We start from the raw sequence: 20,930 nt of genomic DNA on the forward strand, positions 1-20,930 counted from the left end.
GCCGAATCGTTACCGACCAACACGGCCAATCCACCAAAGACAACAAGCGCAACCAAGTAAGAATGCCATCCGCCCCGTTTCGCATCCCAAACGTTGAACCGCCTCTTACAATTACCTACTGCTAACTGCTAACTGCTAACTATTTCTGCGTATACGCTTCCCAAAACCCTGCTTCGTAGGTCGCGCCAATCGGAATCTCGATACCGGCAAGATGGACGATCTTGTTGCGCACGGCTTCGATACGGGCAATGGGGACAATAAAACTCCGGTGGATGCGCAGAAATTCCTTGGTAGGCAATTTTTCCTCCATCTGCTTCATGCGCATGAGAGTGAGTACAGGTTTGCGTCCCTCAAGGTGAATTTTGATGTAGTCGTCCATCGTTTCGAAGTAGAGGATGTCGGCAAGGGGGATGTTGAGCAGGCTGTATTCGGCGCGGACTTGCACGAAACGTTGCTCGGGGACTGCCTGTGCCTGTTTGGCCTGTTGCTGAATTTGTGCCTGCGTTACCGCCTGTGTGAAGCGTTCGAATGTGAATGGTTTGAGCAAATAATCCACCGCCTTGAGGTCAAAGCCCGTCACCGCATATTGGCTGAAGGCGGTCGTGAAGATCACGAGCCTGTCGCCGCCCGCCGCCTTGTAAAACTCGATCCCCGAAATATCGGGCATGCGGATGTCGAGAAAAATAAGATCCACGGGAAATTCTTGCAGATACTGTCGCGCCTCGCTCGTGCGCGTGAAGGTTTTGCGCAGATCCAAGCCTTCCACTTTGTCGGCGTAGGCCTGAATGAGGGCAAGCGCAAGCGGCTCGTCGTCGATGGCGATGGCGGTGATCATCGGTTATTGATCTCCAAGGTGACGGTATATTCTTCCGGATTCTCCACAATCGCCAGATGATGCCGGCCAGGATAGGCAATCTCCAACCGGCGTCGCGTATTTTCCAGCCCGATCCCGGATTCGGCCGCTGTATCTGCAAAGCTGCCAAATTTGTGGTTGCGCACCGTAAAGCGGATATGGTCGCTGCTCACCGCCAAGGCAATATGGATCGGGGAATTTGCCTCCATGCTGATGCCATGTTTGAACGCATTCTCCACAAAGGAAACCAGGATCAAAGGCGCAATTTCCTTGCCTACCAAGTCGCCCGTGACCTGCAAGTCGATCTGCACGTTGTCGGTAAACCGCAGCTTTTGCAGCGCGATATAGTCATGGAGGTAGCTCACTTCACGTTCCAGGGGAACGCGGTTTTGCTTGCCTTCGTCGATCACATAGCGCATGATGGCACTCAATTTCTCGACAGCCGAAGGCGCGCGTTCGCTTTGTTGCAAGGCCAGGTAGTAGATGCTGTTGAGCGTATTGAAGAGGAAATGCGGGTTGATTTGCGCCTTGAGATAGCTGAGTTCGGCCTGTGCCTTGGCATCTTCGGCGAGCCGCCACCTTTGGTAGACAAACAGCCCGAAGGAGAAGATCAAAACCACCATCGTGCGGTAGCCGGTGCCAAGCAGAATGATATTCAATCGCCCGTGAAACAGGTCTTGAATCCATGGCAAGTTGAAATACAACAGCGCCGAGAATCCCAAGATAGCATCTACGCAGACCACTACTGCAAGGCCATAGTAGCCATAGCGCCGCTGCAGGTAAAAGCGCGGCAAAAACACCAGGAGATTGGCATAAAAGAAGGCAATCAAAGGCAAAGCCGTCAAGCTCAAGAGTAGCAGGAGGAGCGAAACGGGAATCTCCATCGGCCCCATTTGCGGTCGCGGCAGCATCATCGCCGGCAACGTGATGAAGATCACCCAGCCGATCACATGCATCACCATGGTATAGAGACGTCCCTTCATGATTTTCTGCCGGAAAGTTAATCAGAAGCCTGAAGGATGGTTTGGAATTATCGGGCAACGGCCGAATTTCATCGGGCAAGGCTCTCAATTGATGTCTGTCGCAGAATCTCGCCCAACATCCCCTGCCACGAAGATTGGGATGCTTGCCGTCATTTTTCGCCGGTACACAAGGCTCATGCTGGGGAAGGTGTGTACATGGAAGGTATGCTGCTTAACTTTTAGGATCTGATTTAGGGTGAGATCTCAACTGAGCCCGAGGGCGATCGTTCTGAATGCCCTCAACCTAAAAATACGTATTCACCGCAAATTCGAATTGGTCCATGAAGATTTGCTTGAAGGCAGAGAGATTATTTTGCTCATAAAACAGCAGCATTGCCTTTTTGTAATCGACAGAATCTACGGTGCGAAAGGAAATCGGGCAATGTTGGTGTTGTATCAATATGGCATTGCTCACGATACGGGCTGTGCGTTTGTTGCCATCCATAAACGGCTGAATGTAAGACAGCAAAACCAAAGCAAGCAAAGCCTTCTCGAAAACGGAAGACTTCGTGTTGATCAGGTTGCAAGTGTCCTGCAGGGCTTCCTTGATTTGAAATTCATTGTCGAGCGGTTGGTAATTGGTGCCCGTGATACCAACACGACGGCGGCGCACGTTTTTGTCCACGCCCAATTCCTTGGTGAGTAGTCGATGAATGTCCTCGATGGCCGAAATTCGGAGAGGATTCAAGTAATCGGGATTCGCCACGATGAAATCGATCGCTTCTTTGTGGTTGAGCAACATGGTCGCCTCGTCCTTGGTCTTTCCGGTGGCCGTGAGTTTTTCGCGAATCAGGCGTTCCGTTTCCAGCAAGGAATAAGTATTGCCTTCGATTTGGGACGATTTCCAGCTCAAGTCAATGGCGAGGCGCTCCATTTCCTTCGCAAATGCTGCTTCTGAAAGCTCTGCGGCATTGCCAAGGAACTTGTCTTGTAGCGTTTGCAAATGCGTCAACTCAGAAACCGACAAGATGGATATTGTTGGAAGGACCTCCCGCAACAGCTGAAAATCAAATTGCTTTTTTATTGCACGCTCGTCAATGTCCCTTTGATAATAGGTTTCCAAGTTCACAGGCTCCAACACTGCGTAGCCAGGAGAAAGCGCATATTTGGTAGCCTTTCGTGTGCCCAATGCGACAATCAAGCCATCTTCTTTCAGTTTGGTAAGTATCCGCTTCACCGTGGCGTAGCTGCCACCTGCTAAGCCCTCAAAAACCTCTTTGGATGAGGCCTGTGGCACATTTTTGAGAAATTCAATGATTTCGTGTTCTTTGGGATCCACCGTGTTTTGTAATTTGAAGCTCACAAAGATAGCAATTGAAGCTCAAAATCGGTGAAATTTGAGCTTCAAAGGAAGGTCTCATGAGCTTCAAACACAAACTCAAGCCGATTGGACAAACGCCGCCTGCATTTCCTCCGAAAAGCCTTCGACTTCCCCGCTACGAGACCATTGCGCCCGCGACATGCTTAACTGCCGATGGTTGGAGCCGTCATGTTGCGCCGCATATGGTGTAGTAGGCAGAGCATGCACCCTGTCAGCGTTCCGCATCGCGCGAAATCAGAAAGTCTATGAGGGTCTGATCTTTAGATTTTTGAGCTGCTTGCAGCAGGGTGTGGTTGTAATATGGATAGACATAATGAATGTCCATTCCCCGGTCGAGCCAATATTCAATGCAAGGAATATGCTTTGCTGTTGGATCTGAGAAGGGATAAAACACATCTGTACCTTCCTGATGCGTCATGGTGAATTCAATTCCTTCTGCGAGGTACCATTCTACGAGGGGCAAACAGGCACTTTGAGCCGCATAGTACACCAATGTGACATTCGAGCCGGGTGGGCGCTCATGGATGTCTGCGCCATGTTGATGCAGCAATTGTGCCATTTCCAAGCTCGTGGCAAGCATGATCGGCCTGAAATTGCGCGTGGGTTGCGTTGCAGAAAAGCCATATTCAAGCAATTCCCGCGCAAACGGCAGATTGTCTTGCTCCACAGCAATGTGCAACAACGTCTCCGAATTGGGCGTGCAATAATCCAACGGAACGAGCGGCGTTCCCTCAAATGCTGCCTCAAGTGCCTGAATGGATTGAATTTTCTTGTAATCCATCTCAAATGAAAACCGGAGCTTGGGATGGGATTCAAATTCAACCGTACCAAGGAAAATGTCCCCGGTCGGATAGACCTGCGGTTGCAAATCCGGCAGCTGAAATTCCTCGAAATAGCAATAGACAGAACGGATGTCCGTCCATTGCCGGTTGTTCGCCTCCAAAGCCGCTTGCAGCAAGCCCATCGCCGATTTCCGCCAATGCGGCAGCCATGAGCCCGTCAACAAGCTCTCAAAATAGCGTGCGGGTTTGGTGGTTTCAAGCTGTTCATGTTGGAGTTTCCCGCTGTAAAAGCGCAATGGCGAACCGGGAGACCCCTTGAATTCTAGCCAGAGATGGGCGTATTTTTTCTGCATATTGAAGCTCATAAAAAGGGTAATTGAAGCTCAAGATAGGTAAAATTTGAGCTTCAAAGGAAGCAGTCATGAGCTTCAAACACAAACTCAAGCCGACCTGACAAACGCCGCCTGCATTTCCTCCGAAAAGCCTTCCACTTCCCCCGGCACCGCAAAAGCCAGCATCGCCGAATTTACAAACCGTGACGCCGTCGGGTCGGGCGTGACCATGACCGCCTTGTGCAGGATGGTGATGGTCACGCTGAGGAATGGGGCTTGCCGCATGGGTTCACCCCAAACACCCTACTCCACCATCAATCTGCGCTGCAAAACGCCATTCGATCCGGAGACTCTGACGAGATAAACCCCTGATGCCAACCCGGAAATGTCCAGGATGGCTGTACCACGTTTCAATGGTTGCACCAATACCGTGGCACCTGTCACATCCAAAATGTTCAGGACCATATCGTCGCCCAGATCGGCATCCACGACGAACTCCTCCGTCGCTGGGTTGGGAGAGCAATGGAGGTAGGCATCCGACTTTGGCTCCGGAAGCGAGGTCGCGAGTGTGTCACTGATGCAACGGATGCTGAAGCCGTAGTTTTTGTACCCATAAACCGAGTCGGACTGCAAATAGGGATCTGCATAAAAGAGTTTCCATGACCAACCATAGTCGGTTCCATTGGGGGTCGATGACCAATAAAAGGCATTTGAATTGAGGCTCATAAAGCCGCCAGTGCACATTCGATGTCCACCAAGAACTGCAGAGAAGCCCGTCGAATTGGTGGCACCGGTATTGGGGGGTTTGCCAATGAGCAGTACCAGCTTCCTTTAGCGGGCCGCCTGCAGTGGATGGCCCTCCCAGAAACGTGGACAGCGTGTTCCAATCGGCGTTATTGGGCACATGCCAGCCCAGGGGCACAGCTTCCTGCTGTCGGCAATGGTGTACCAAGTGTAAAGTCTGCCATAGGCTGCCACATTGTTCAAGTTGTCGTCATAGGCCCATTGATAGAGGGGACTTTTTTCCGTGCAAATATTCAAGGATGCAGGATTGGTCGTTTCAATCGGGGAGCCGTCTCCAAACTGTGTCACCCGAAGGTTCTCCTGAAGCCAGTATTGACGGCCGATTTGGACGATGGTATAGATATTGCCTTCAATGTCAGCAACTGATTGAGCCCGCAGGTGCATTCCGAGCAAGGTCAATACGCAAAACAAAACCGTCAATCTTTTCATCGTGAAGGAATAAGGCGGTTGACCCCAAAGCCTTCATATTTGGCCCAAAGGTGCAATCAAATTGATCCCTGCCAAGATGGAAAGCCATTTCGGGTTTATCCCTGCGTCAAACACATGGCTACGCATGACTTTGGTCAATCTTCGCGCACATCACTCGGCTTTGCGAGGTGGTTTCTTGTCATCCGTTTGCATTCGGCATCCTGTTTGCCGATTGGACAAACGCTACCTGCATTTCCTCCGAAAAGCCTTCCACTTCCCCGGGCGCGGCAAAAGCCAGCATCGCCGAATTCACAAACCGCGACACCGTGGGGTCGGGCGTGACCATCACCGCCTTGTGCAGGAGCCCGAGCGTATCACCCGCACCCGTGGAGCAGCTGTTGTTGAACAGGACGATGCGGTAGGTGGATGCATCGAAGCCTTCGACCTCGGTGACATAGGGCGCAAGCGCTTGCTCGCCTTCGACGTACATCGGGTTGTGAAACGCGAAATAGTCGGCTTCCGAAAGCTGCTTTTCGCGTGCATACGAGAAGTAATCCGCGAGCATCAAGCGGCTCTTGACCAAGGTAGGCTCATAGCCCAACATCAAAAAGGACTGCGCCGCGGCATTGTCGCGGTGAAATTTGGTGGTCTCCTGCTGATCGAAGCGGCCAAGCCATTGGTAGTGCAGGGCGATTCCACGCTCGGACATCAGGCGGGCGTGGAGGCCATTTTTGAGGGCGACCATCGTGGCGCGCAACTTTTCTGGCGTGTAGTCAGCGCCGAAGTCTAGCACGGCAAAGCCGGGTTGTGTGAAGGCTTGCCGGAAGACTTTGGGATAGGTGAAGGCGATGAGCGAATCCAGGGATTCTGTTGCGGCTTGGAGGTGGTAAGGTTTTGGGTGCATGGCGTTTTTGCAGATTTCATCAATTTACGGTCAGATGTGGGGGATTCAAAGCGCGGTTAATAAAATCGTCTTCGCCACCAAATCCACACCTTCCACCGAAGGCCGATCAGCCAAATCTTTAAGCGCATTCCGCAAGTCAGAAATCGCATCTTCGGGCATTTCCGCCACAACCTTCGTGAGCACCCAATAAATCCAAACCTCATCGTCCCCCTGCAAAACCGTCCTCACTTCAGGCACGACATCCCTTCCCAAACCAGCCAAAAAAGGAGCCAAAACCTGCGCCACAGGCCAGTTGTAATCTTGAAGCCAAACCAACATGTGGGGCAAAACGGGCTGAACCTCTGTAAATCCGAGTGCCACGATCGCCTTGGCCTTTTCGATGTCGCTTTTGTGCAGGGGTAGTTGTGAACGAAGCGCCAATGGCAATTCCTCCCAAGCTAGACCTTCGTAGATGTGCGGGACAGTGGATTGCAGGCTCATTTTTCGGTGGTTTCGGTCCTCGTCTTCATTGGAGGAGCAGATCCTCAAACCCCCCGAACCCCCCTAACCAAAATCTCCAAATCCAGCTCCACGGCATACGCCCGGGCGTAATGCCTGTCCAATCCCCGTGTATGTTCCACGGAGCTGTCGGCGTTGGAGCGGACGCGGTAGGCCATGTTGAGCAAGCCGGGTTTGAGGGAGGGGAGGCCTTTGGGTGCGGTTTTCGATGTAGCCGACAAGGTGCACTTTTCCGGTGAGGGCCTTCCAGAGATTGCCGAATGCGCGGATGGGCCGTTTGTACACAAAAAATGTCACGGGGTAGAGCAGCAGCAGCGCACTGCTTCCGATCATGTCAAACATCCGCTTCTTGAAACGCAGGTCGGGTAGAGCGAGGTTGAAGGCGCCGCCTTCGGCGTGGAGCGTGTCGTGGATCACCTGCGAACCCACCAAATAGTCGGCGTCGGGCGGCACAATCTTGTACCGCAACGCAGGCAGGTGCAGCGCCGACATGGCATTCAGGATTTCCTCGGTTGAGAAGTTTTTGTTGGCGAAGATCACCTCGTCCACCTTGTAGATGCGCACGATTTCGCCGAGTTGACTCAGGGTGCCGAGGCTGTCTTCCTTGAGGTGGCTGCGGTCTTCGGTGATGCGCACCGTCCCTTCGATTTCCACGGGATAGTCGAGTTCGCTGCGGATCAGCTTGGCGATTCTTGCGGTTTCGCTGTCGATGCCCACGATCACCACCCGCTTTTTGCTTTGCTCGGTGAAGAAGAAATTCCCCGTGCGGGCATAATTCAGAATATTGCGGTCGAGGAGGGCAATCACCGCCATCGCGACGGAGGTCAGGCCCACGATCATCCGCGAGAAATTGATGCTCGGGAAAAGGTAACTCATCGTCGCAATCGCCACAAATCCGGCGATGGCAGCGGTTTGGATCGGTTTTGCGCGGTAGGGGCGCTTGTATCCGCCGGCGATCCAGAGGAATGTGATGAAAACGAGGGCATAGGCGGGCGCGGCGATGTAGTCAAACTCCGCCGGGTAGGGCATCTTGTCCTTTTGGATCTTGTGGATGTATTCCCAGTATTCCTTGATGCCGATCGTCGCCCCGAATACCAGCAACGCCTCCAAAGCCGGGAAGGCAATCCGCTTGGCAATCCGGCTACCGACCGCGAGGAATGCCCGCAGGTAAATCGCAAACCGGATGATCAGCGTGTAAAAACTCGCGCCGCCCTTGGAAAAGTGTTTGTTGGCGAAGATGATCATCGCATTGTAAAACACCTTGACATAGTTCAGGCTGCCCTTTTTCGTGGATTCGCCCTTGTAATGGATGATCTTGGTGCCCGCGAAGTAATAATTTTTGTAGCCGCCGAGCGTGACGCGGTAGCTCAGGTCGATGTCTTCGCCATACATGAAGAAGGTCTCGTCGAGCAAGCCGATCTTGTCGAGACAAGCCTTCCGCATGAACATGTACGCCCCCGAAAGCACGTCCACGACATGGTCTTGCTCCTTGTCGAGGTAACCCAGATGGTATTTGCCAAACGTCTTGCTCTTGGGAAACAACCGGCTCAACCCGAAAATCTTGTAGAAGGCGACCCAAGGCGTGGGCAATCCGCGTTTGCTCTCGGGGAGGAAGCGGCCCTCGCCGTCGATCATCTTCACACCGAGCGCACCCGCGTCGGGGTGGGCGTCCATGAATTCCAGGCATTTTTGGAACGTCGATTCCTCGACGACCGTGTCGGGATTGAGGAGCAGGACGTATTCGCCGGTGGCGATGCGCATCGCGAGGTTGTTGCCCGCCGAGAAGCCGAGGTTTTCCTTGCTTTCGATCAGCGTAATGTCGGGGAAGCGTTCGCGGAGCATCGCTTGGCTGCCATCCACCGAATTGTTGTCCACCACATACACCTCCGCATCGATGCCCTTGATCGCAGCACGCACCGAGAGCAGGCATTGCTCGATGAAATGCTTGACATTGTAATTGACGATGATGATGGAAAGCCGCTTCAAATGCCGTTGCCTGTGCTTTGGGTGAGCGAAGTGCGGTTGATCAGCGACCGCGCGAGCGTGATTTCGTCCGTGAATTCAAGATCCGAGCCGACCGGAATGCCCCTTGCGATGCTCGAAGTCCGCACCCCGAATTCCTCGAGTTTGCGGGCGATGTAAAAGGACGTCATGTCGCCCTCCATGCTGCTCGGCAGCGCGAAGATCACCTCCTCGCAGGCGCCTGTGCGCAAGCGGTTGAGCAGCGACTCGATGTTGAGGTCACTCGGCCCGAGGCCCTGCATCGGGTGGATGATCCCGTTCAAGACGTGGTAGGTGCCCGTGTATTGACCCGTGTTTTCGATGGCGATCACGTCCTTGCAATCCTCCACCACACAAATCATCGCTTGGTTGCGGCGGTGGCTGCTACAGATGCGGCAAATTTCCTCGTCGGTCAGGTTGCCACATTGCTTGCAGTACTTGACCCCTTTCCGCAGGGCGATAATGGCATTCCCCAAACCCTCAGCATCTCCCTCTGAACCCTTGAGAATGAACAAAGCGAGCCTCAGGGCCGTTTTTTTTCCGATCCCCGGGAGCTTTGAAAGCTCATTCACACCGTCTTCGATCACCTTGGAAGGAAATTCCATGTCTTGGGTCCAAAATTGAGACGGTAAAGATAGGAAAATTGGGAGGATGTTTTGGAGGGGGAATGGAATGGGATGGTGAAAGCCGTTGAGCCGAACGCCTGACGCTTTAGAATGCGTGGGTTCGGTAAAAAACCATGGTTGTTCTTCGCGTTGAAACGCTTCCAATGGGTAAGGATCTTATCCATGGAAAAACAGCGCGGGCTATTTTCTGGGATGGGCTTTTCTAACCCATAAACCCATAACAGACCAACCGCCCCTGCTTTTCAGGCCTGCCGCCTTCGGTTCCGGCGTAATGGGAAAATTGCCCTTCGTCGGCGGCGGTGTCCATCGGCTCGACATAGATTTGGTCGGGTCGCAAGCCTGCGGACTGGCATTCGGAAAGGCAAAATCCGACGAGGTCAATGCCTACCCGACCATCGGGCTGCGGCACCAAAAATCCATTCCACACGGGATCTTTGGCTTGAATCGGATCACGATAGAGATAACTTTCCTTTTTGATGCAGGGGCCAATGACGAGGATCAGATCTTCGACACGGCTTCCTTCAACCTCCTGCATGTGCCGCAACACCTTGCCCGTAAACCGCATCGCCATGCTGCGCCATCCCACGTGGGCAAACGCCATCCGATGCTGCCGCTTGTCGTAAACAATCACCGGCACACAGTCCGCAAAGGTCAAAAACACCCCCGCATTCGGCACGCGCGAAATGATGGCGTCCGTAACGGCTAGGCGTTCGCCGCGGAGTGCATTCAGTCCTTTTGGCATTTCGTACATCAAGGTGATGTCGTCTCGGTGCTCGGTAAAAAAGGTCACCAAACGTTCGGCAGGCAAGCCTTCCTTGGCGAAAAAGCGCTTTCGATTCTCAAAAACGGCCTCCTTGTCAGTCGCCATCGGGAAGGACATGCAACCATCGGCCATGCGGGAAAAGCCCACGCGAAACGGAAGATTTGAAGGAAGGTCGGACAACTTGGGATACATGGCGGAAAATTAAGGAAAAGGTACGGCTTGCCGGAATGGTATTCGATCCATCGTTGCCTCCATCAATGGCCATGCATCCATGCCCCTATTTCCAAAAAACCATTCGCCAAGTCCCCGAACTCCCGCCTCGAACTCAAACTCTTGCTATCTTTACGGCTTATGCCACGCTTGAAGCTTTCGATTCCGACTTCGTTGCCCTTTTCCTGCGAATTGCCGATTCGCATCACGGACCTGAACTATGGCCGTCATTTGGGAAATGACAAGGTGCTTTCCCTGATGCACGAGGCGCGGGCACAGTTTTTTGCGAGCTTCGGTTATGCCGAGGACGCTGCCGAAGGCACAAGTTTCATCATGGGCGACTGCGCGATTCTGTACAAGGCGGAAGGATTTTACGGTCAGGTCCTGCGCTGCGAAGTCGGCGCCGGGGACTACACGCGCGCTGCATTCGACATCTATTACCGTTTTCGTGATTGCAGGCGAGGAACGCCTGCTTGCCGAAGCCAAAACCGGGTTGGTTTGCTTTGACTACACGACCCGCAAGGTGCAGTCCGTGCCGGAGGCCTTGCGCCTGCGCCTCGGCGACGCCCTCGCGACCCCAACGTCCTTGAACCAAGAAGCCTGAGATGAAAAATATCCTCCTGCGCATCTGGAGCATCTGGTTCTACATTCTCTTCACGGGATTTTTTGCCCTGATTTTCCCGCTGCATTGGATCCTGCTGAAATTTGACAAAAAATGGACGCACAATTTCAGCCATGGCCTCAACCGGCTTTGGGGCTACGTAATCACCTATCCGGCAGGGGTTTGGATCACCACAGAAGGCAGTCCGCAAATCGCCAAGGACCGGATTTGCATCTTTGCGGTCAACCATTCGAGTTATTTGGACATCCCGATCTGTAACGTTTCGGTACATCACTCGTTCCGGTTTATCGGCAAAGCCGAATTGAATGACACCCCGCTCTTTGGCTATATGTTCAAGCGCCTGCACATTCCGGTGAATCGCGGCAGTGTGACCGAAAGTTTCAAGAGTTTCCTGCATGCCAAGCAGAAGCTCAAGGACGGCACGTCGGTTTTGGTCTTCCCTGAGGGGACGATTCCCGACAAAACAAAGGTGACGCTGCTCAAGTTCAAGGATGGTGCCTTCCGGATGGCGATCGAAAACAAGGTGCCGGTGGTGCCGGTCACGATCATCGGTGCCGAAAGGGCTTTGCCCGACAACGGCAAGTTTCTGCTGCATCCGGGCAGGGTGCGTGTGATTTTTCACGATCCGATCGAAACGGAGGAAATGACGGTCGCGGATGCAGGTGCGCTCAATCAGCGGGTGTATAAGACGATGTATGAGACGCTTGTGGCGAATGGAGGAAAGAAGGAAATTGAGAGTTTAAAGTGAAAATGGAGAAGGGAGCATGAAAGGCAGCCTCTTGTCATGCAGAGCGAAGCGAAGCATCTGGGAGCTGGTAGCAAATGCTGTTGATTATCTTCTTCCATCGTTTTTGGAGATTGAAAAGTCGAGAGTTTGCAGCGTTGGGCTGAATTTGTGGGGTCTGGATATGGTTTCTTAGTAAACGGTGGATTTTGTCGAATGGGTTTTTGATTTTGGTTGGCAATAATTAGATACTGAATGGAGCCTAAGAAGAAGCTCAAATTGATTCCGATCTGGCAGTTTTTCAAGGATATGCCCTTGGTGAACAAGTTGTTGTTTGGAATATTGTTTTTGTCCTTGATCGGAACTGCGGTGGTCACGGTGATGGGCGCGGAGAATCCCGCGCGTTGGGTGCTCGAAGTCAATGAGCTCAGCCAATCCTCGGAAGAGCAGGTCGCTTTGCGTACCTACACCCACAACTACCGCACGATGCAAACCGAAATCGGCGCCTGGAAAGAGGATGTCGTATATTTTGCGACACGCATCACGCCGCAAGCCTGGCAGGTTTGGGCTTTTGTGATTGCCCAAATCCTTGGATGGGCCTTTCTTCTGGCCTCGGCAAGCTACGTCAGGAACTTCGTGGCCTATGCCATTTTCTTCGTTTTCGGCATTTTTTCCTTCCTGATCAATGCGCAAGGTGCTGGTTCGGATCTGACGTATTGGTTGGTCAATCTCGGCTTTGCCTTGGTGATTTTTGCGCCGGCCTTCCTTTTGCAGCAAGAGATTCTCAAGCTCAAATTCGCGCTGCGGGTGTTGGTATTCGGCATTGGCGTCGCACTTCCTTTTGGGCTGCAATATTTCCAAGGTGGATGGGTTCAGTTGCACAGCGGAACCGCTGCAAGCACTTTGGTGCTTGTGGTTTTGACGGCGGTGTACCTCATTTTCATTTCCAACGACCTCAGTAACCTGCTTTTTTACACAGCAACGAATGCCAAAAGCCAAAAGTTCCGCTTCAAATTTCCGATCATCTTCACCGCATTCCTGGTCATCTCCGCCATCGAATTTGTGATGTTGCAAAAGGAAATGCGCTGGGACCTGCTTTCTGAAGGCGACGACATCGCCTTACGCCCGATTCACCTTGTGGCACTTGCTGCTGTCATCTCGGTCGGGACCAAACAAAACATGGGCCCCGTGCTCAAAAACTTCATTCCCAACTTGGCCATGTCCAACGGATTCGCTGCCTTGGGATTGATTTCCATGAGCTTCATCGCCTACATGGTGAGTCTCGGCGAATACCTTTTCCTCCACCTGATCGAGCGGTTTGCCATCATTTTCTTCTTTTTGACGGGGCTGGCGCACTTTTTCTACATCTTTTACAACTTCGGACCCTTGATCCGTGCGCGGTTGAACTTCTATTTTCTGAGCATGATGCCCCGCAAGCTCATGTACTTTTTCGTGGTGATTTTTGCTGTCGGAGGTGCTGTGGCACTGGAAGGCAGCAGTCAGGCAAGCAGTCAGCGCCTCATCAAGGAGACACTTTACAACCGGCTCGGTGACGATGCCCTGCTCCGCGGAGAGGTCAATGAAGCCTTGCTGGAATACACCGCCGCAGTCAGCGAGGCCCGGGGCTCGGTCAAAGGCAACTACAACCTTGCCATGCTCGAAATGGGTCTCACAGCCGACCTGGCCAAAGCCCGCGAGCATTTTCAACATGCAAGTGACTTTATCCCGTTTCCTTTTGCATTCCTCAATTGGGGCAATCTGGAGCAAAGCGAATACAGTCCACGGCAAGCGAGCGTCGTCTTGCGCCGGGGCACACGTGCCATCCCCAATGCTTACTTGAGCAACAATCTCGCCACCGCGTTTTTGCAGCTCGATGAACCCGATTCGGCGATTTTGGAAATGAAGGAGGCTCTGCGCCTACAACCGGAAAACAGCGCATTTTACTCGAATCTCGGTCGTATTTACATGGATTACGACAAGATTCCCGAGGCGAAAAGCTTTCTGGAAGCCGGACTCGACGTTCCTGTCGTTCACCGCGCAACGGTTACCAATGCCCTTTTCCTCAACCTGCGCCACAACGCCAAAATCGCCGTCGACGAAAAACTTGCCGAATTGCCGCAGATCAAAGCGAGCTGGGAAACCAACTTCAACTTTGCCATCGACCGCTACCACCAAGGCGACATCGAAGGCGCACGTCGCCTGCTCACCCATGGCAAACCCGAACCCGCTTCGTACTCCGACAGCACAGCAAGCGGAAGCCTCCGCGCCGATTCGCTGCTCCTCGACGGTATGCTGCTCTTTGAAAAAGGCGAAATCGCCCGCGCCATCAGCCGCATGGACTTCATCGACGTGAACTTCCCCGCTTACCGCGCTTATACCAACCATTTCCTCGGCGCCTCCTTTTTTGGAACGGGTTCGCCCGAAATGGCCGCTGCTTTCTTCCGCAAATCCGTCGAATATGGCCGCAGCTCCGACCTCCTCGCCGAGGCGATGATGGAATTTGACCGCGGCAACCTCGATTATGCCTATATGCAGCTCAATCTTGCCCGCAGCCAAGACAGTACACTTTTTGAGGCCGCCAATCTCGAAACGGCTAAAATTCAACTCGCCAACGGCGACTACTTTTTTGCCACCATCGGCATGGATGTCAACGCATTAAAGGTTGCGGATTGGATGCAAATCGGTCTTGCAGCCGGCAAACGCGGCAACAAGGCCGCTGCACTCGAAGCCTTCCGACGCGTGATCGCCATCGACCCGGAAAACACGGCACCATTCGTCGAAATGGCGCGCATCAGCATGGATTTGGGAGATACACTCGCCTTGGAAAACCTCCTCCCCGCCATCGAAATCGATGACGAGGACTTGGAAGTCAACCTCGTACATGCCCAAATCTTGATCCGGCAAGGGGATGTTTCCGGAGCAAATCCGATCGTGAAAAAGCTGCAAAGCAAGGCTGCAAAGAATCGTAAAGTACGTATCGTCAGTGCCGAATTTGCTGCTGCACAAGGTGATACGACCAACGCCATCCAACAATTTGAGTCGCTGCGCAAGGAAAATCCGATTGATCCAGCGGTTGTCTTGCCGCTGAGCCGCATCTACCGCGCCAAACGCATGGACTTTGAGGGCCAAAACATGATGATCGCAGCCAAGGACCTCAACCCCGAAAACCCAGATTTTTGGTACGAAATCGCCCACTTTGAAAGGCTGCTTGTCAGGCCCGAAGAGGCGGGTGCCAATGCCTTGGAGGCGATGAAACGTTCGACCAGCATCGAGCGGTCACGGCAAATTTCCGAGGAATTCAAGGAAGAAATAGCGAGCTTTAATGCCTTGCATCCCGGAGAAGAAGAATAATTATGGCAGAAGCAGAAAAGACCCCCGTCATCCAGCTCATCGACATCCGCAGGGAATACAAAATGGGCGAGGAAGTGATCAAGGCCCTCAATGGGGTGAACCTGAACATTTACCGGAATGACTATGTCGCGATCATGGGGCCTTCGGGATCCGGAAAATCGACATTGATGAACATGATCGGCTGCCTCGACACGCCGAGTTCGGGTGCCTACATCCTCAACGGCATCAATGTGAGCCAAATGGGCGACAATGACCTGGCCGAAGTGCGCAACCATGAAATCGGCTTCGTCTTCCAGACCTTTAACTTGCTGCCGCGTTCGACGGCCTTGGAAAATGTGGCTTTGCCGCTGATTTATGCAGGAAAAGGGCGCTCGGAACGTGTGACCATCGCGACCAAGGCCCTTACCGATGTCGGGCTTGCCGACAGGATGCACCACAAGCCCAACGAGCTTTCGGGTGGGCAACGTCAGCGTGTGGCCGTTGCGCGGGCACTCGTGAACAATCCGAGTATCATTCTCGCGGATGAGCCGACCGGCAACTTGGACACCAAAACCAGTTATGAAATCATGGGCCTCTTGGAGGAATTGCACAAAAAGGGGCAGACGATCATCTTGGTGACCCACGAAGAAGACATCGCGTTGTATGCGCATACGATCATCCGTCTGCGGGACGGGGTAGTGGAGAGCGTCGAGGAAAACAAGAACATTAGAAAATACAAGTGAGCCGAGTTCCTTTTCTGTCGAATGCCATTCGCCGTTTGCGCCTGATTTTCGGGGGATTGCTAGCGGCAATCCTGTTGACGACGAATGCATTCGCCCAGACCAATCAATGTCATTGCGACAGCACAGCGACTTGGGATGCCGCTTTTGAAAAGGCCAATATCATTTTCCTTGGCACCTGTATGGACATTACGCCCAATACCATCAAGGGCGGGCTCAACGTCGTTTTTCAAGTGGACAGCAGCTGGAAGCGGGCCACCGAGCACGTGACCACGGTGCATACCAACAGCCCCAATCAATGCGGCTATCCGTTCAAACGCAATGCGCGCTACATTGTCTTCGCCAACAAACGCCACCAAACCGTTGAAACCAGCGAATGCGAACCCAACCAAGCGTATGAGGACAACGGCATCCTGACGCTGCGTCGTCTCGGCGCTGGATTTACACCCGGCCGCGAAGACAAAGCCAATGGAATGATTTTGTTGATGCTCGCGCTGGGCGTCAGCGGACTTCTATTTTTGGGATTCGTCGTGCTGCGCAAGAAATTCAGGAAGCCAAAAGCTGTAAATTGACCGCCCAAAGACAGCGGCAATGAGCGAAAATGTGATTCAAATGGAGGAGTCTTGGCGTATAGCGCTGCAAGACGAATTCGAAAAGCCCTATTTTCTGGCACTCAGGTCATTTTTGAGGCAGGAGAAGCAGGCTGGGAAAGTCATTTATCCGCCAGGGAATCTGATTTTTAATGCTTTCAATTCGACGCCGTTTGAAGCTGTGAAGGTGGTCATCATCGGGCAAGACCCTTATCATGGACCCGGACAAGCCCACGGGCTCAGCTTTTCGGTGCCTCGGGGCGTTCAAGCTCCACCTTCGTTGGGTAATATCTACAAGGAAATTCAGCAAGACCTCGGCTTTTCCGATTCCAAGCCACGGAAATCTCGAAGTGGTCCCGTGAAGGCGTTTTGCTCCTCAATGCCATGCTCACCGTCGAGGCCAATCAGGCGGCAAGCCACCAAAACAAGGGTTGGGAACAATTCACCGACGCGGCGATTCACCGCCTCAACGAACAACGCAGCGGCATTGTCTTCCTGCTCTGGGGCAACTACGCCAAGAAAAAAGGCGCCTTCATCGATACACAGAAACACTTGGTGCTCAACTCCTCGCATCCTTCGCCGCTTTCTGCGCATACGGGCTGGTACGGAAACCATCACTTTTCCAAAGCCAATGCCTATTTGGTCGCGCAAGGCAAAACCCCGATCGACTGGAAAATCGAATAAAGGTGCTTGCAACTCCGCTCGAACGGTATTCTTGAATTGAAAACTTCCATTGTGCAGATTCCGCAACTCACATTTCTGAGATTCTTGGCAGCCTTGGGGGTGGTATTTTTCCATTTCGGGCAGACGACGGCACCTTGGGACGGGCCTGCCTTCCTCCCGATTCTCCAAAATGCGGGTCTTGGCGTCGGATTCTTCTTTACACTCAGCGGATTCCTGATGGCCTGGGTCTATGCGCCACAGCCGAAGATCGCGCTCAAACACTACGCACAGACGCGATTTGCAAGGATCTATCCGCTGTATTTGCTGAGCTTCTTGCTGGCCTTGGCGGCAGAAATGTTGATCAGGGGCACGCGTCCGCGAGGGCTGTCGATCATCCTGCAATCCCTCGGCTTGCATGCCTGGGTGCCCGGATACAGCCTCGCGCTCAACTTTCCCGGTTGGTCGGTCTCTGTCGAATTGTTTTTCTATGCCTTGTTTCCGCTGCTGCTTCATTTGTTGCGCAAGCAACATTGGGCGGTCTTGATCAGCGTTGCGGCAGCGGTTTCGGCGATCAGTTTTGTGATTTTCCTGCATATCGCTGACTGGACACGGGGAATCATAGACAATACCAACTCCGATTTCACCCTGCGATTTCCACCCTGGCAACTGCATACATTCGTGACCGGCATGGTGGGCGGATTGCTCTATGGGCGCGGCCAACTGCGATTGCCCACCAAATGGTTGCCTGGACTACTCTTTTTGACCATGTCTGCTTTCATGGTTTCCTTGGCTTACTATGAAAATCCATTGACCGCCCACGCGGGCAACGGCGTTTTGGCGCCGCTTTACCTCATCATCATTGTCTGCCTCGCGCAAGATCAAGGTCCGATCAGCAAGCTGCTGGCTTGGAAGCCCTTTCAATTCCTTGGCGAAATGAGTTATGCCGTTTATTTGCTCCAAGCCCCTGTTTACATCGCGCTCGAACCGATTGCACAACAGACCGGCGCGCCTGGATTGCAGGGCAAATGGTTCCATACTTACGTTGCGGTGCTACTGGTCTTTTCGGCGTTGGTTTACCAGTTTTTTGAGCGGCCGATGCGGCAGTGGTTGCGTCCCCAGCGGCCGAGTATTGCCCGAGGAGAAACCAAGTGATTCAGCGCGTGAACTAGCCCGCGTTAAAGTCGCTGTTTATTGGGCCTATACAAAACTTGCTGAAAAGTAATCTTCCACGTACTGAAGTGGCAAAGCCTTTCCGGAATTTTTAATCATCAAATCTTTTTACTAACTTTAGATCCTTCAATACATTCTTTATCAACGCATTCATCTTCCCATGAAAAGAAATTATTTCCTTTTGCTGACTATCATCCTTGGTCTTAGCGCATGCAAAAAAACGCCGGAACCTTGCTTTACCCATGTACAAACCGGAACAAGTCTGGAAGTTGCCTTTACCAATTGCAGCATTGACGCGACCACTTATGATTGGGAATTTGGCGACGGCGGCACCTCCATTGCAGAAAATCCGATCTATACCTTCTCGACCTACGGCAACCACCAAGTAACCTTGCGTGCCACTTCAAAGCAAGGCGTTTCCAGCACCTTTTCCCAAACGGTCAACCTTCGATTACCCCCTAATCTGGTTTTCACGGGTTCCTATTTCTACACCAGTTTTTGCGACACTTCCCAAAGCGTTTCCGGAACTCTCCTCGTCTCTCCCGTTCCAGGTACATCAAACCGATTCTATCTTGACAATACTAACACGAATTACGGGGAAATCGGTCAAGATGGTACAACAATCATGATCCCACGGCAAAATACCACCTATCCTGACCTTGAACTTGAAGGGGAAGGAACTGTTGCTTTAAACGGTTCCTCTGCTTCCATCACCATTCGTTATTATTATTTATCATCTCTTAATACCACTTGTTACATGACCTATACACGTTAGGAGGGGGGGAAAGGGCGGGGGGGGGAGAGGGGGGGGGTAGGCGAAGATCAGGTCCTTTGAAAATCAATCTCTTTTCAATGGAACGAGCAGAATTGCCATCCAGCGATGTGTCTTCCTTCCAATATATTTGGATTCAAGCCCTCAATGCGCTAGCGCAGGATTTGGTAATTCCAACTGCAACGAGTGACCAATTTTTTGCATAGCTTTTTGTGAACTGAGTCGCTTTTTTGAGGCAAAATCGTCCGATCTTCCAAAATGTGTCTTTCGAGATCGCAATTGCAGAAGGACTCCGTTCGACGGGTTGCTCCGTCTGATTTTACGCTATTAGGGTTCGACAAGGAGGTTGTTTAGCATAGTGGGTACTTGGATGAGCGACTAAAGCTTCGAACTGTTGATGTTCTCAATTACCGCAAGGAAATCGCGCGATTCCCACAATGTGGAAATCCTCATTATATTTGAATCAATGTTCGCGCTTCCCATCAGGATTCAGTCACCAAGAAAATGGGCCAAAACCACTTTGGCAGCATTGTCTATGGGGATTTTGAGCATTTGCGGAGCGAATGAGGTACAAGCACAATGGCTCGAACCGACAAGACTGCAAGTCGGCGTTTCTGGCGGATTTGGGGGCGTACACGCGTGGGGAAAACCAAGTTTTGACCTGATTTGGGGTAGATTGACTGGCCGAATTGCCCCTGGACTCAACTACATGAGCGGCGGATTGACTTACCAACTTGCCCATTTTAATCCCAAAGTCAGGCATGACCGGATTCTCATCTTGAGCTTGTATTATCACAATGACTGGCTCTTGGCCAATAAGAAATCCAGCGAATTTCGGCGTGACCAGCATATTTGGATGCTCATGCCAGGAATTCATGTGAACCTTGACCATCGTGGCACCATTTTCCTCGAAGTCTCGGGCGGGGCGATGTACCAACACGAACGCATATTCACCCAAGACAAGCAACTCAAATCGGTGGGGGACCACTTTGCTCCCATGGGCGAAATCAGAATCGGGGGCATTTTCCTGAGCCGCAAGGAGCGCGTGCAGCAATTCCCGCATTATTTCAAGCCCAAGCCCGTCAAGAAGATTCAGAAGAAAAGGCTGCACTTCGACTGATGCTTGGTGCGCTTCCTTTTTCCCGCGTTGCTGTGCTGGAACCTTCGTTGACTTTCAGTCAGCCGGAAAGCCCCGGTTTTGACCGGCAAATGCGTGCTGAACTGCGCGATTGGCTGGTCAAGGTGAGCGGAAATTCAGCGGAGGTTTGTTATCCCCGCATCAAAACGATGCAGCCCAATGCGGCATGCGACATCATGGATTTCCTTTCCTCCGAGATTTCGCTGTTGGCTCCAATTGCTTTTTCCGATGGCCATTTTCGCCGGTTGCCTTTCATCATTCATCTACTGAAACAGCATTGCTTCCCCCAGGACCCTACTTGCAGGGGATTTCCTGTCACAGTTTGGCAGACCTTCAACGGGCGGAAGCGGCGGGTTATGACTACGCCTTTTTATCCCCTGTTTTTTCCACAGCAACGCATCCTGAAGCGCAGGCTTTGGGCTTGGACGGGTTCCGAGCGGCCATTGCGGAGGTTCGACTTCCTGTCATCGCCTTGGGTGGCGTCACGTTGGACAATGCAAATCAATGTTTGCAGGCTGGCGCTGCAGGTTGGGCGGCCATTCGCAGCTTCATGCATTGATGGTATACACTGGCAAATGTCTCGTTTCCAAGACGGCCGCTGAATCCGCGAGGCAACCTCGCGGCAAAATCTCCTGTCTTTTCGGCAAATTCCGACTA

The 20,930-nt window shown here is 52.5% G+C and carries 21 protein-coding genes and 2 pseudogenes; 11 read left to right on the forward strand and 12 right to left on the reverse strand.

The window, feature by feature from the left end; all coding sequences use genetic code 11:
- Positions 1–139: 139 nt before the first annotated feature.
- The 3 genes from IPN95_01525 to IPN95_01535 form a co-directional block, all read right to left on the reverse strand.
- Positions 140–835: a response regulator transcription factor gene (locus tag IPN95_01525; GenBank protein ID MBK9448101.1), complete on the reverse strand. Its 696-nt coding sequence runs from the start codon at positions 833–835 to the stop codon at positions 140–142.
- Complete coding sequence (locus tag IPN95_01530) at positions 832–1,836, reverse strand: sensor histidine kinase (GenBank protein MBK9448102.1); 1,005 nt, start codon at positions 1,834–1,836, stop codon at positions 832–834. Before IPN95_01530 ends, IPN95_01525 begins: the two co-directional genes overlap by 4 nt.
- A 283-nt stretch (positions 1,837–2,119) precedes the next feature.
- On the reverse strand, positions 2,120–3,154 hold the full coding sequence (locus tag IPN95_01535) for a Fic family protein (protein MBK9448103.1): 1,035 nt from the start codon (positions 3,152–3,154) through the stop codon (positions 2,120–2,122).
- Between the two features lie 80 nt (positions 3,155–3,234).
- Here IPN95_01535 and IPN95_01540 point away from each other — a divergent pair, with 80 nt between their 5' ends.
- Positions 3,235–3,387, forward strand: a complete 153-nt coding sequence (locus tag IPN95_01540) for a hypothetical protein (GenBank protein MBK9448104.1) — start codon at positions 3,235–3,237, stop codon at positions 3,385–3,387.
- Positions 3,388–3,407: 20 nt separating this feature from the next.
- Here the strand turns inward: IPN95_01540 and IPN95_01545 are convergent, their stop codons facing one another.
- The 9 genes from IPN95_01545 to IPN95_01585 form a co-directional block, all read right to left on the reverse strand.
- Positions 3,408–4,331, reverse strand: coding sequence for an ankyrin repeat domain-containing protein (locus IPN95_01545; GenBank protein MBK9448105.1), 924 nt, complete (start codon positions 4,329–4,331; stop codon positions 3,408–3,410).
- An 87-nt stretch (positions 4,332–4,418) separates the two neighbouring features.
- The gene (locus IPN95_01550) at positions 4,419–4,595 is read right to left on the reverse strand and encodes a hypothetical protein (protein MBK9448106.1); all 177 of its coding nucleotides are present in this window, start codon (positions 4,593–4,595) and stop codon (positions 4,419–4,421) included.
- A gap of 18 nt (positions 4,596–4,613) precedes the next feature.
- On the reverse strand, positions 4,614–5,036 hold the full coding sequence (locus IPN95_01555) for a T9SS type A sorting domain-containing protein (protein MBK9448107.1): 423 nt from the start codon (positions 5,034–5,036) through the stop codon (positions 4,614–4,616).
- Between the two features lie 105 nt (positions 5,037–5,141).
- A complete protein-coding gene (locus IPN95_01560) occupies positions 5,142–5,543 on the reverse strand; it encodes a fibrobacter succinogenes major paralogous domain-containing protein (GenBank protein MBK9448108.1) in 402 nt (133 codons plus the stop codon).
- A gap of 178 nt (positions 5,544–5,721) precedes the next feature.
- Entirely contained in the window at positions 5,722–6,426 is a 705-nt protein-coding gene (locus IPN95_01565; protein ID MBK9448109.1) for a hypothetical protein, read from the reverse strand.
- A 45-nt stretch (positions 6,427–6,471) separates the two neighbouring features.
- The gene (locus IPN95_01570; GenBank protein MBK9448110.1) at positions 6,472–6,906 is read right to left on the reverse strand and encodes a DUF5071 domain-containing protein; all 435 of its coding nucleotides are present in this window, start codon (positions 6,904–6,906) and stop codon (positions 6,472–6,474) included.
- 63 nt (positions 6,907–6,969) lie between these two features.
- Positions 6,970–8,910, reverse strand: a complete 1,941-nt coding sequence (locus tag IPN95_01575; protein ID MBK9448111.1) for a glycosyltransferase — start codon at positions 8,908–8,910, stop codon at positions 6,970–6,972.
- A complete protein-coding gene (recR, locus tag IPN95_01580; GenBank protein MBK9448112.1) occupies positions 8,907–9,530 on the reverse strand; it encodes a recombination protein RecR in 624 nt (207 codons plus the stop codon). The genes IPN95_01575 and recR overlap by 4 nt, the downstream gene beginning before the upstream one ends.
- A gap of 223 nt (positions 9,531–9,753) precedes the next feature.
- Entirely contained in the window at positions 9,754–10,506 is a 753-nt protein-coding gene (locus IPN95_01585) for a laccase domain-containing protein (GenBank protein ID MBK9448113.1), read from the reverse strand.
- Between the two features lie 159 nt (positions 10,507–10,665).
- On the opposite strand from IPN95_01585, the pseudogene IPN95_01590 reads away from it, so the two are divergent.
- The 10 genes and pseudogenes from IPN95_01590 to IPN95_01635 all read left to right on the forward strand — a co-directional run bounded on the left by IPN95_01590 (position 10,666) and on the right by IPN95_01635 (position 20,832).
- Positions 10,666–11,128, forward strand: a pseudogene (locus IPN95_01590) (thioesterase family protein).
- Position 11,129: 1 nt separating this feature from the next.
- Positions 11,130–11,894, forward strand: coding sequence for a 1-acyl-sn-glycerol-3-phosphate acyltransferase (locus IPN95_01595; protein ID MBK9448114.1), 765 nt, complete (start codon positions 11,130–11,132; stop codon positions 11,892–11,894).
- 231 nt (positions 11,895–12,125) lie between these two features.
- Positions 12,126–15,221 carry a hypothetical protein gene (locus IPN95_01600; GenBank protein MBK9448115.1) on the forward strand — a complete coding sequence of 1,032 codons (3,096 nt, stop codon included), beginning with the start codon at positions 12,126–12,128 and terminating at the stop codon, positions 15,219–15,221.
- A 2-nt stretch (positions 15,222–15,223) separates the two neighbouring features.
- Positions 15,224–15,943, forward strand: coding sequence for an ABC transporter ATP-binding protein (locus tag IPN95_01605; GenBank protein MBK9448116.1), 720 nt, complete (start codon positions 15,224–15,226; stop codon positions 15,941–15,943).
- The gene (locus IPN95_01610; protein ID MBK9448117.1) at positions 15,940–16,512 is read left to right on the forward strand and encodes a hypothetical protein; all 573 of its coding nucleotides are present in this window, start codon (positions 15,940–15,942) and stop codon (positions 16,510–16,512) included. Before IPN95_01605 ends, IPN95_01610 begins: the two co-directional genes overlap by 4 nt.
- A gap of 19 nt (positions 16,513–16,531) precedes the next feature.
- Positions 16,532–17,214: pseudogene (gene ung / locus IPN95_01615) on the forward strand (uracil-DNA glycosylase).
- A 36-nt stretch (positions 17,215–17,250) separates the two neighbouring features.
- The gene (locus IPN95_01620) at positions 17,251–18,345 is read left to right on the forward strand and encodes an acyltransferase (protein MBK9448118.1); all 1,095 of its coding nucleotides are present in this window, start codon (positions 17,251–17,253) and stop codon (positions 18,343–18,345) included.
- Between the two features lie 178 nt (positions 18,346–18,523).
- Positions 18,524–19,138, forward strand: a complete 615-nt coding sequence (locus tag IPN95_01625; protein ID MBK9448119.1) for a PKD domain-containing protein — start codon at positions 18,524–18,526, stop codon at positions 19,136–19,138.
- A gap of 463 nt (positions 19,139–19,601) precedes the next feature.
- Entirely contained in the window at positions 19,602–20,255 is a 654-nt protein-coding gene (locus IPN95_01630) for a hypothetical protein (GenBank protein MBK9448120.1), read from the forward strand.
- 184 nt (positions 20,256–20,439) lie between these two features.
- The gene (locus tag IPN95_01635; GenBank protein MBK9448121.1) at positions 20,440–20,832 is read left to right on the forward strand and encodes a thiamine phosphate synthase; all 393 of its coding nucleotides are present in this window, start codon (positions 20,440–20,442) and stop codon (positions 20,830–20,832) included.
- The last annotated feature ends 98 nt before the right edge of the window (positions 20,833–20,930 follow it).

It is taken from the genome of Bacteroidota bacterium (genome assembly GCA_016718825.1).
Classification (GTDB): Bacteria; Bacteroidota; Bacteroidia; order J057; family JADKCL01; genus JADKCL01.

Excerpts from the sequence above, each read along its gene's own strand:
- IPN95_01530 (MBK9448102.1), bottom strand. The coding sequence starts at position 1,836 with ATGAAGGGACGTCTCTATACCATGGTGATGCATGTGATCGGCTGGGTG.
- IPN95_01585 (MBK9448113.1), bottom strand. The coding sequence starts at position 10,506 with ATGTATCCCAAGTTGTCCGACCTTCCTTCAAATCTTCCGTTTCGCGTG.
- IPN95_01525 (MBK9448101.1), bottom strand. The coding sequence starts at position 835 with ATGATCACCGCCATCGCCATCGACGACGAGCCGCTTGCGCTTGCCCTC.
- IPN95_01550 (MBK9448106.1), bottom strand. The coding sequence starts at position 4,595 with ATGCGGCAAGCCCCATTCCTCAGCGTGACCATCACCATCCTGCACAAG.
- IPN95_01605 (MBK9448116.1), top strand. The coding sequence starts at position 15,224 with ATGGCAGAAGCAGAAAAGACCCCCGTCATCCAGCTCATCGACATCCGC.
- IPN95_01600 (MBK9448115.1), top strand. The coding sequence starts at position 12,126 with ATGGAGCCTAAGAAGAAGCTCAAATTGATTCCGATCTGGCAGTTTTTC.
- recR (MBK9448112.1), bottom strand. The coding sequence starts at position 9,530 with ATGGAATTTCCTTCCAAGGTGATCGAAGACGGTGTGAATGAGCTTTCA.
- IPN95_01625 (MBK9448119.1), top strand. The coding sequence starts at position 18,524 with ATGAAAAGAAATTATTTCCTTTTGCTGACTATCATCCTTGGTCTTAGC.
- IPN95_01545 (MBK9448105.1), bottom strand. The coding sequence starts at position 4,331 with ATGCAGAAAAAATACGCCCATCTCTGGCTAGAATTCAAGGGGTCTCCC.
- IPN95_01595 (MBK9448114.1), top strand. The coding sequence starts at position 11,130 with ATGAAAAATATCCTCCTGCGCATCTGGAGCATCTGGTTCTACATTCTC.
- IPN95_01555 (MBK9448107.1), bottom strand. The coding sequence starts at position 5,036 with ATGAGCCTCAATTCAAATGCCTTTTATTGGTCATCGACCCCCAATGGA.
- IPN95_01635 (MBK9448121.1), top strand. The coding sequence starts at position 20,440 with ATGCGACATCATGGATTTCCTTTCCTCCGAGATTTCGCTGTTGGCTCC.
- IPN95_01540 (MBK9448104.1), top strand. The coding sequence starts at position 3,235 with ATGAGCTTCAAACACAAACTCAAGCCGATTGGACAAACGCCGCCTGCA.
- IPN95_01565 (MBK9448109.1), bottom strand. The coding sequence starts at position 6,426 with ATGCACCCAAAACCTTACCACCTCCAAGCCGCAACAGAATCCCTGGAT.
- IPN95_01560 (MBK9448108.1), bottom strand. The coding sequence starts at position 5,543 with ATGAAAAGATTGACGGTTTTGTTTTGCGTATTGACCTTGCTCGGAATG.
- IPN95_01630 (MBK9448120.1), top strand. The coding sequence starts at position 19,602 with ATGTTCGCGCTTCCCATCAGGATTCAGTCACCAAGAAAATGGGCCAAA.
- IPN95_01570 (MBK9448110.1), bottom strand. The coding sequence starts at position 6,906 with ATGAGCCTGCAATCCACTGTCCCGCACATCTACGAAGGTCTAGCTTGG.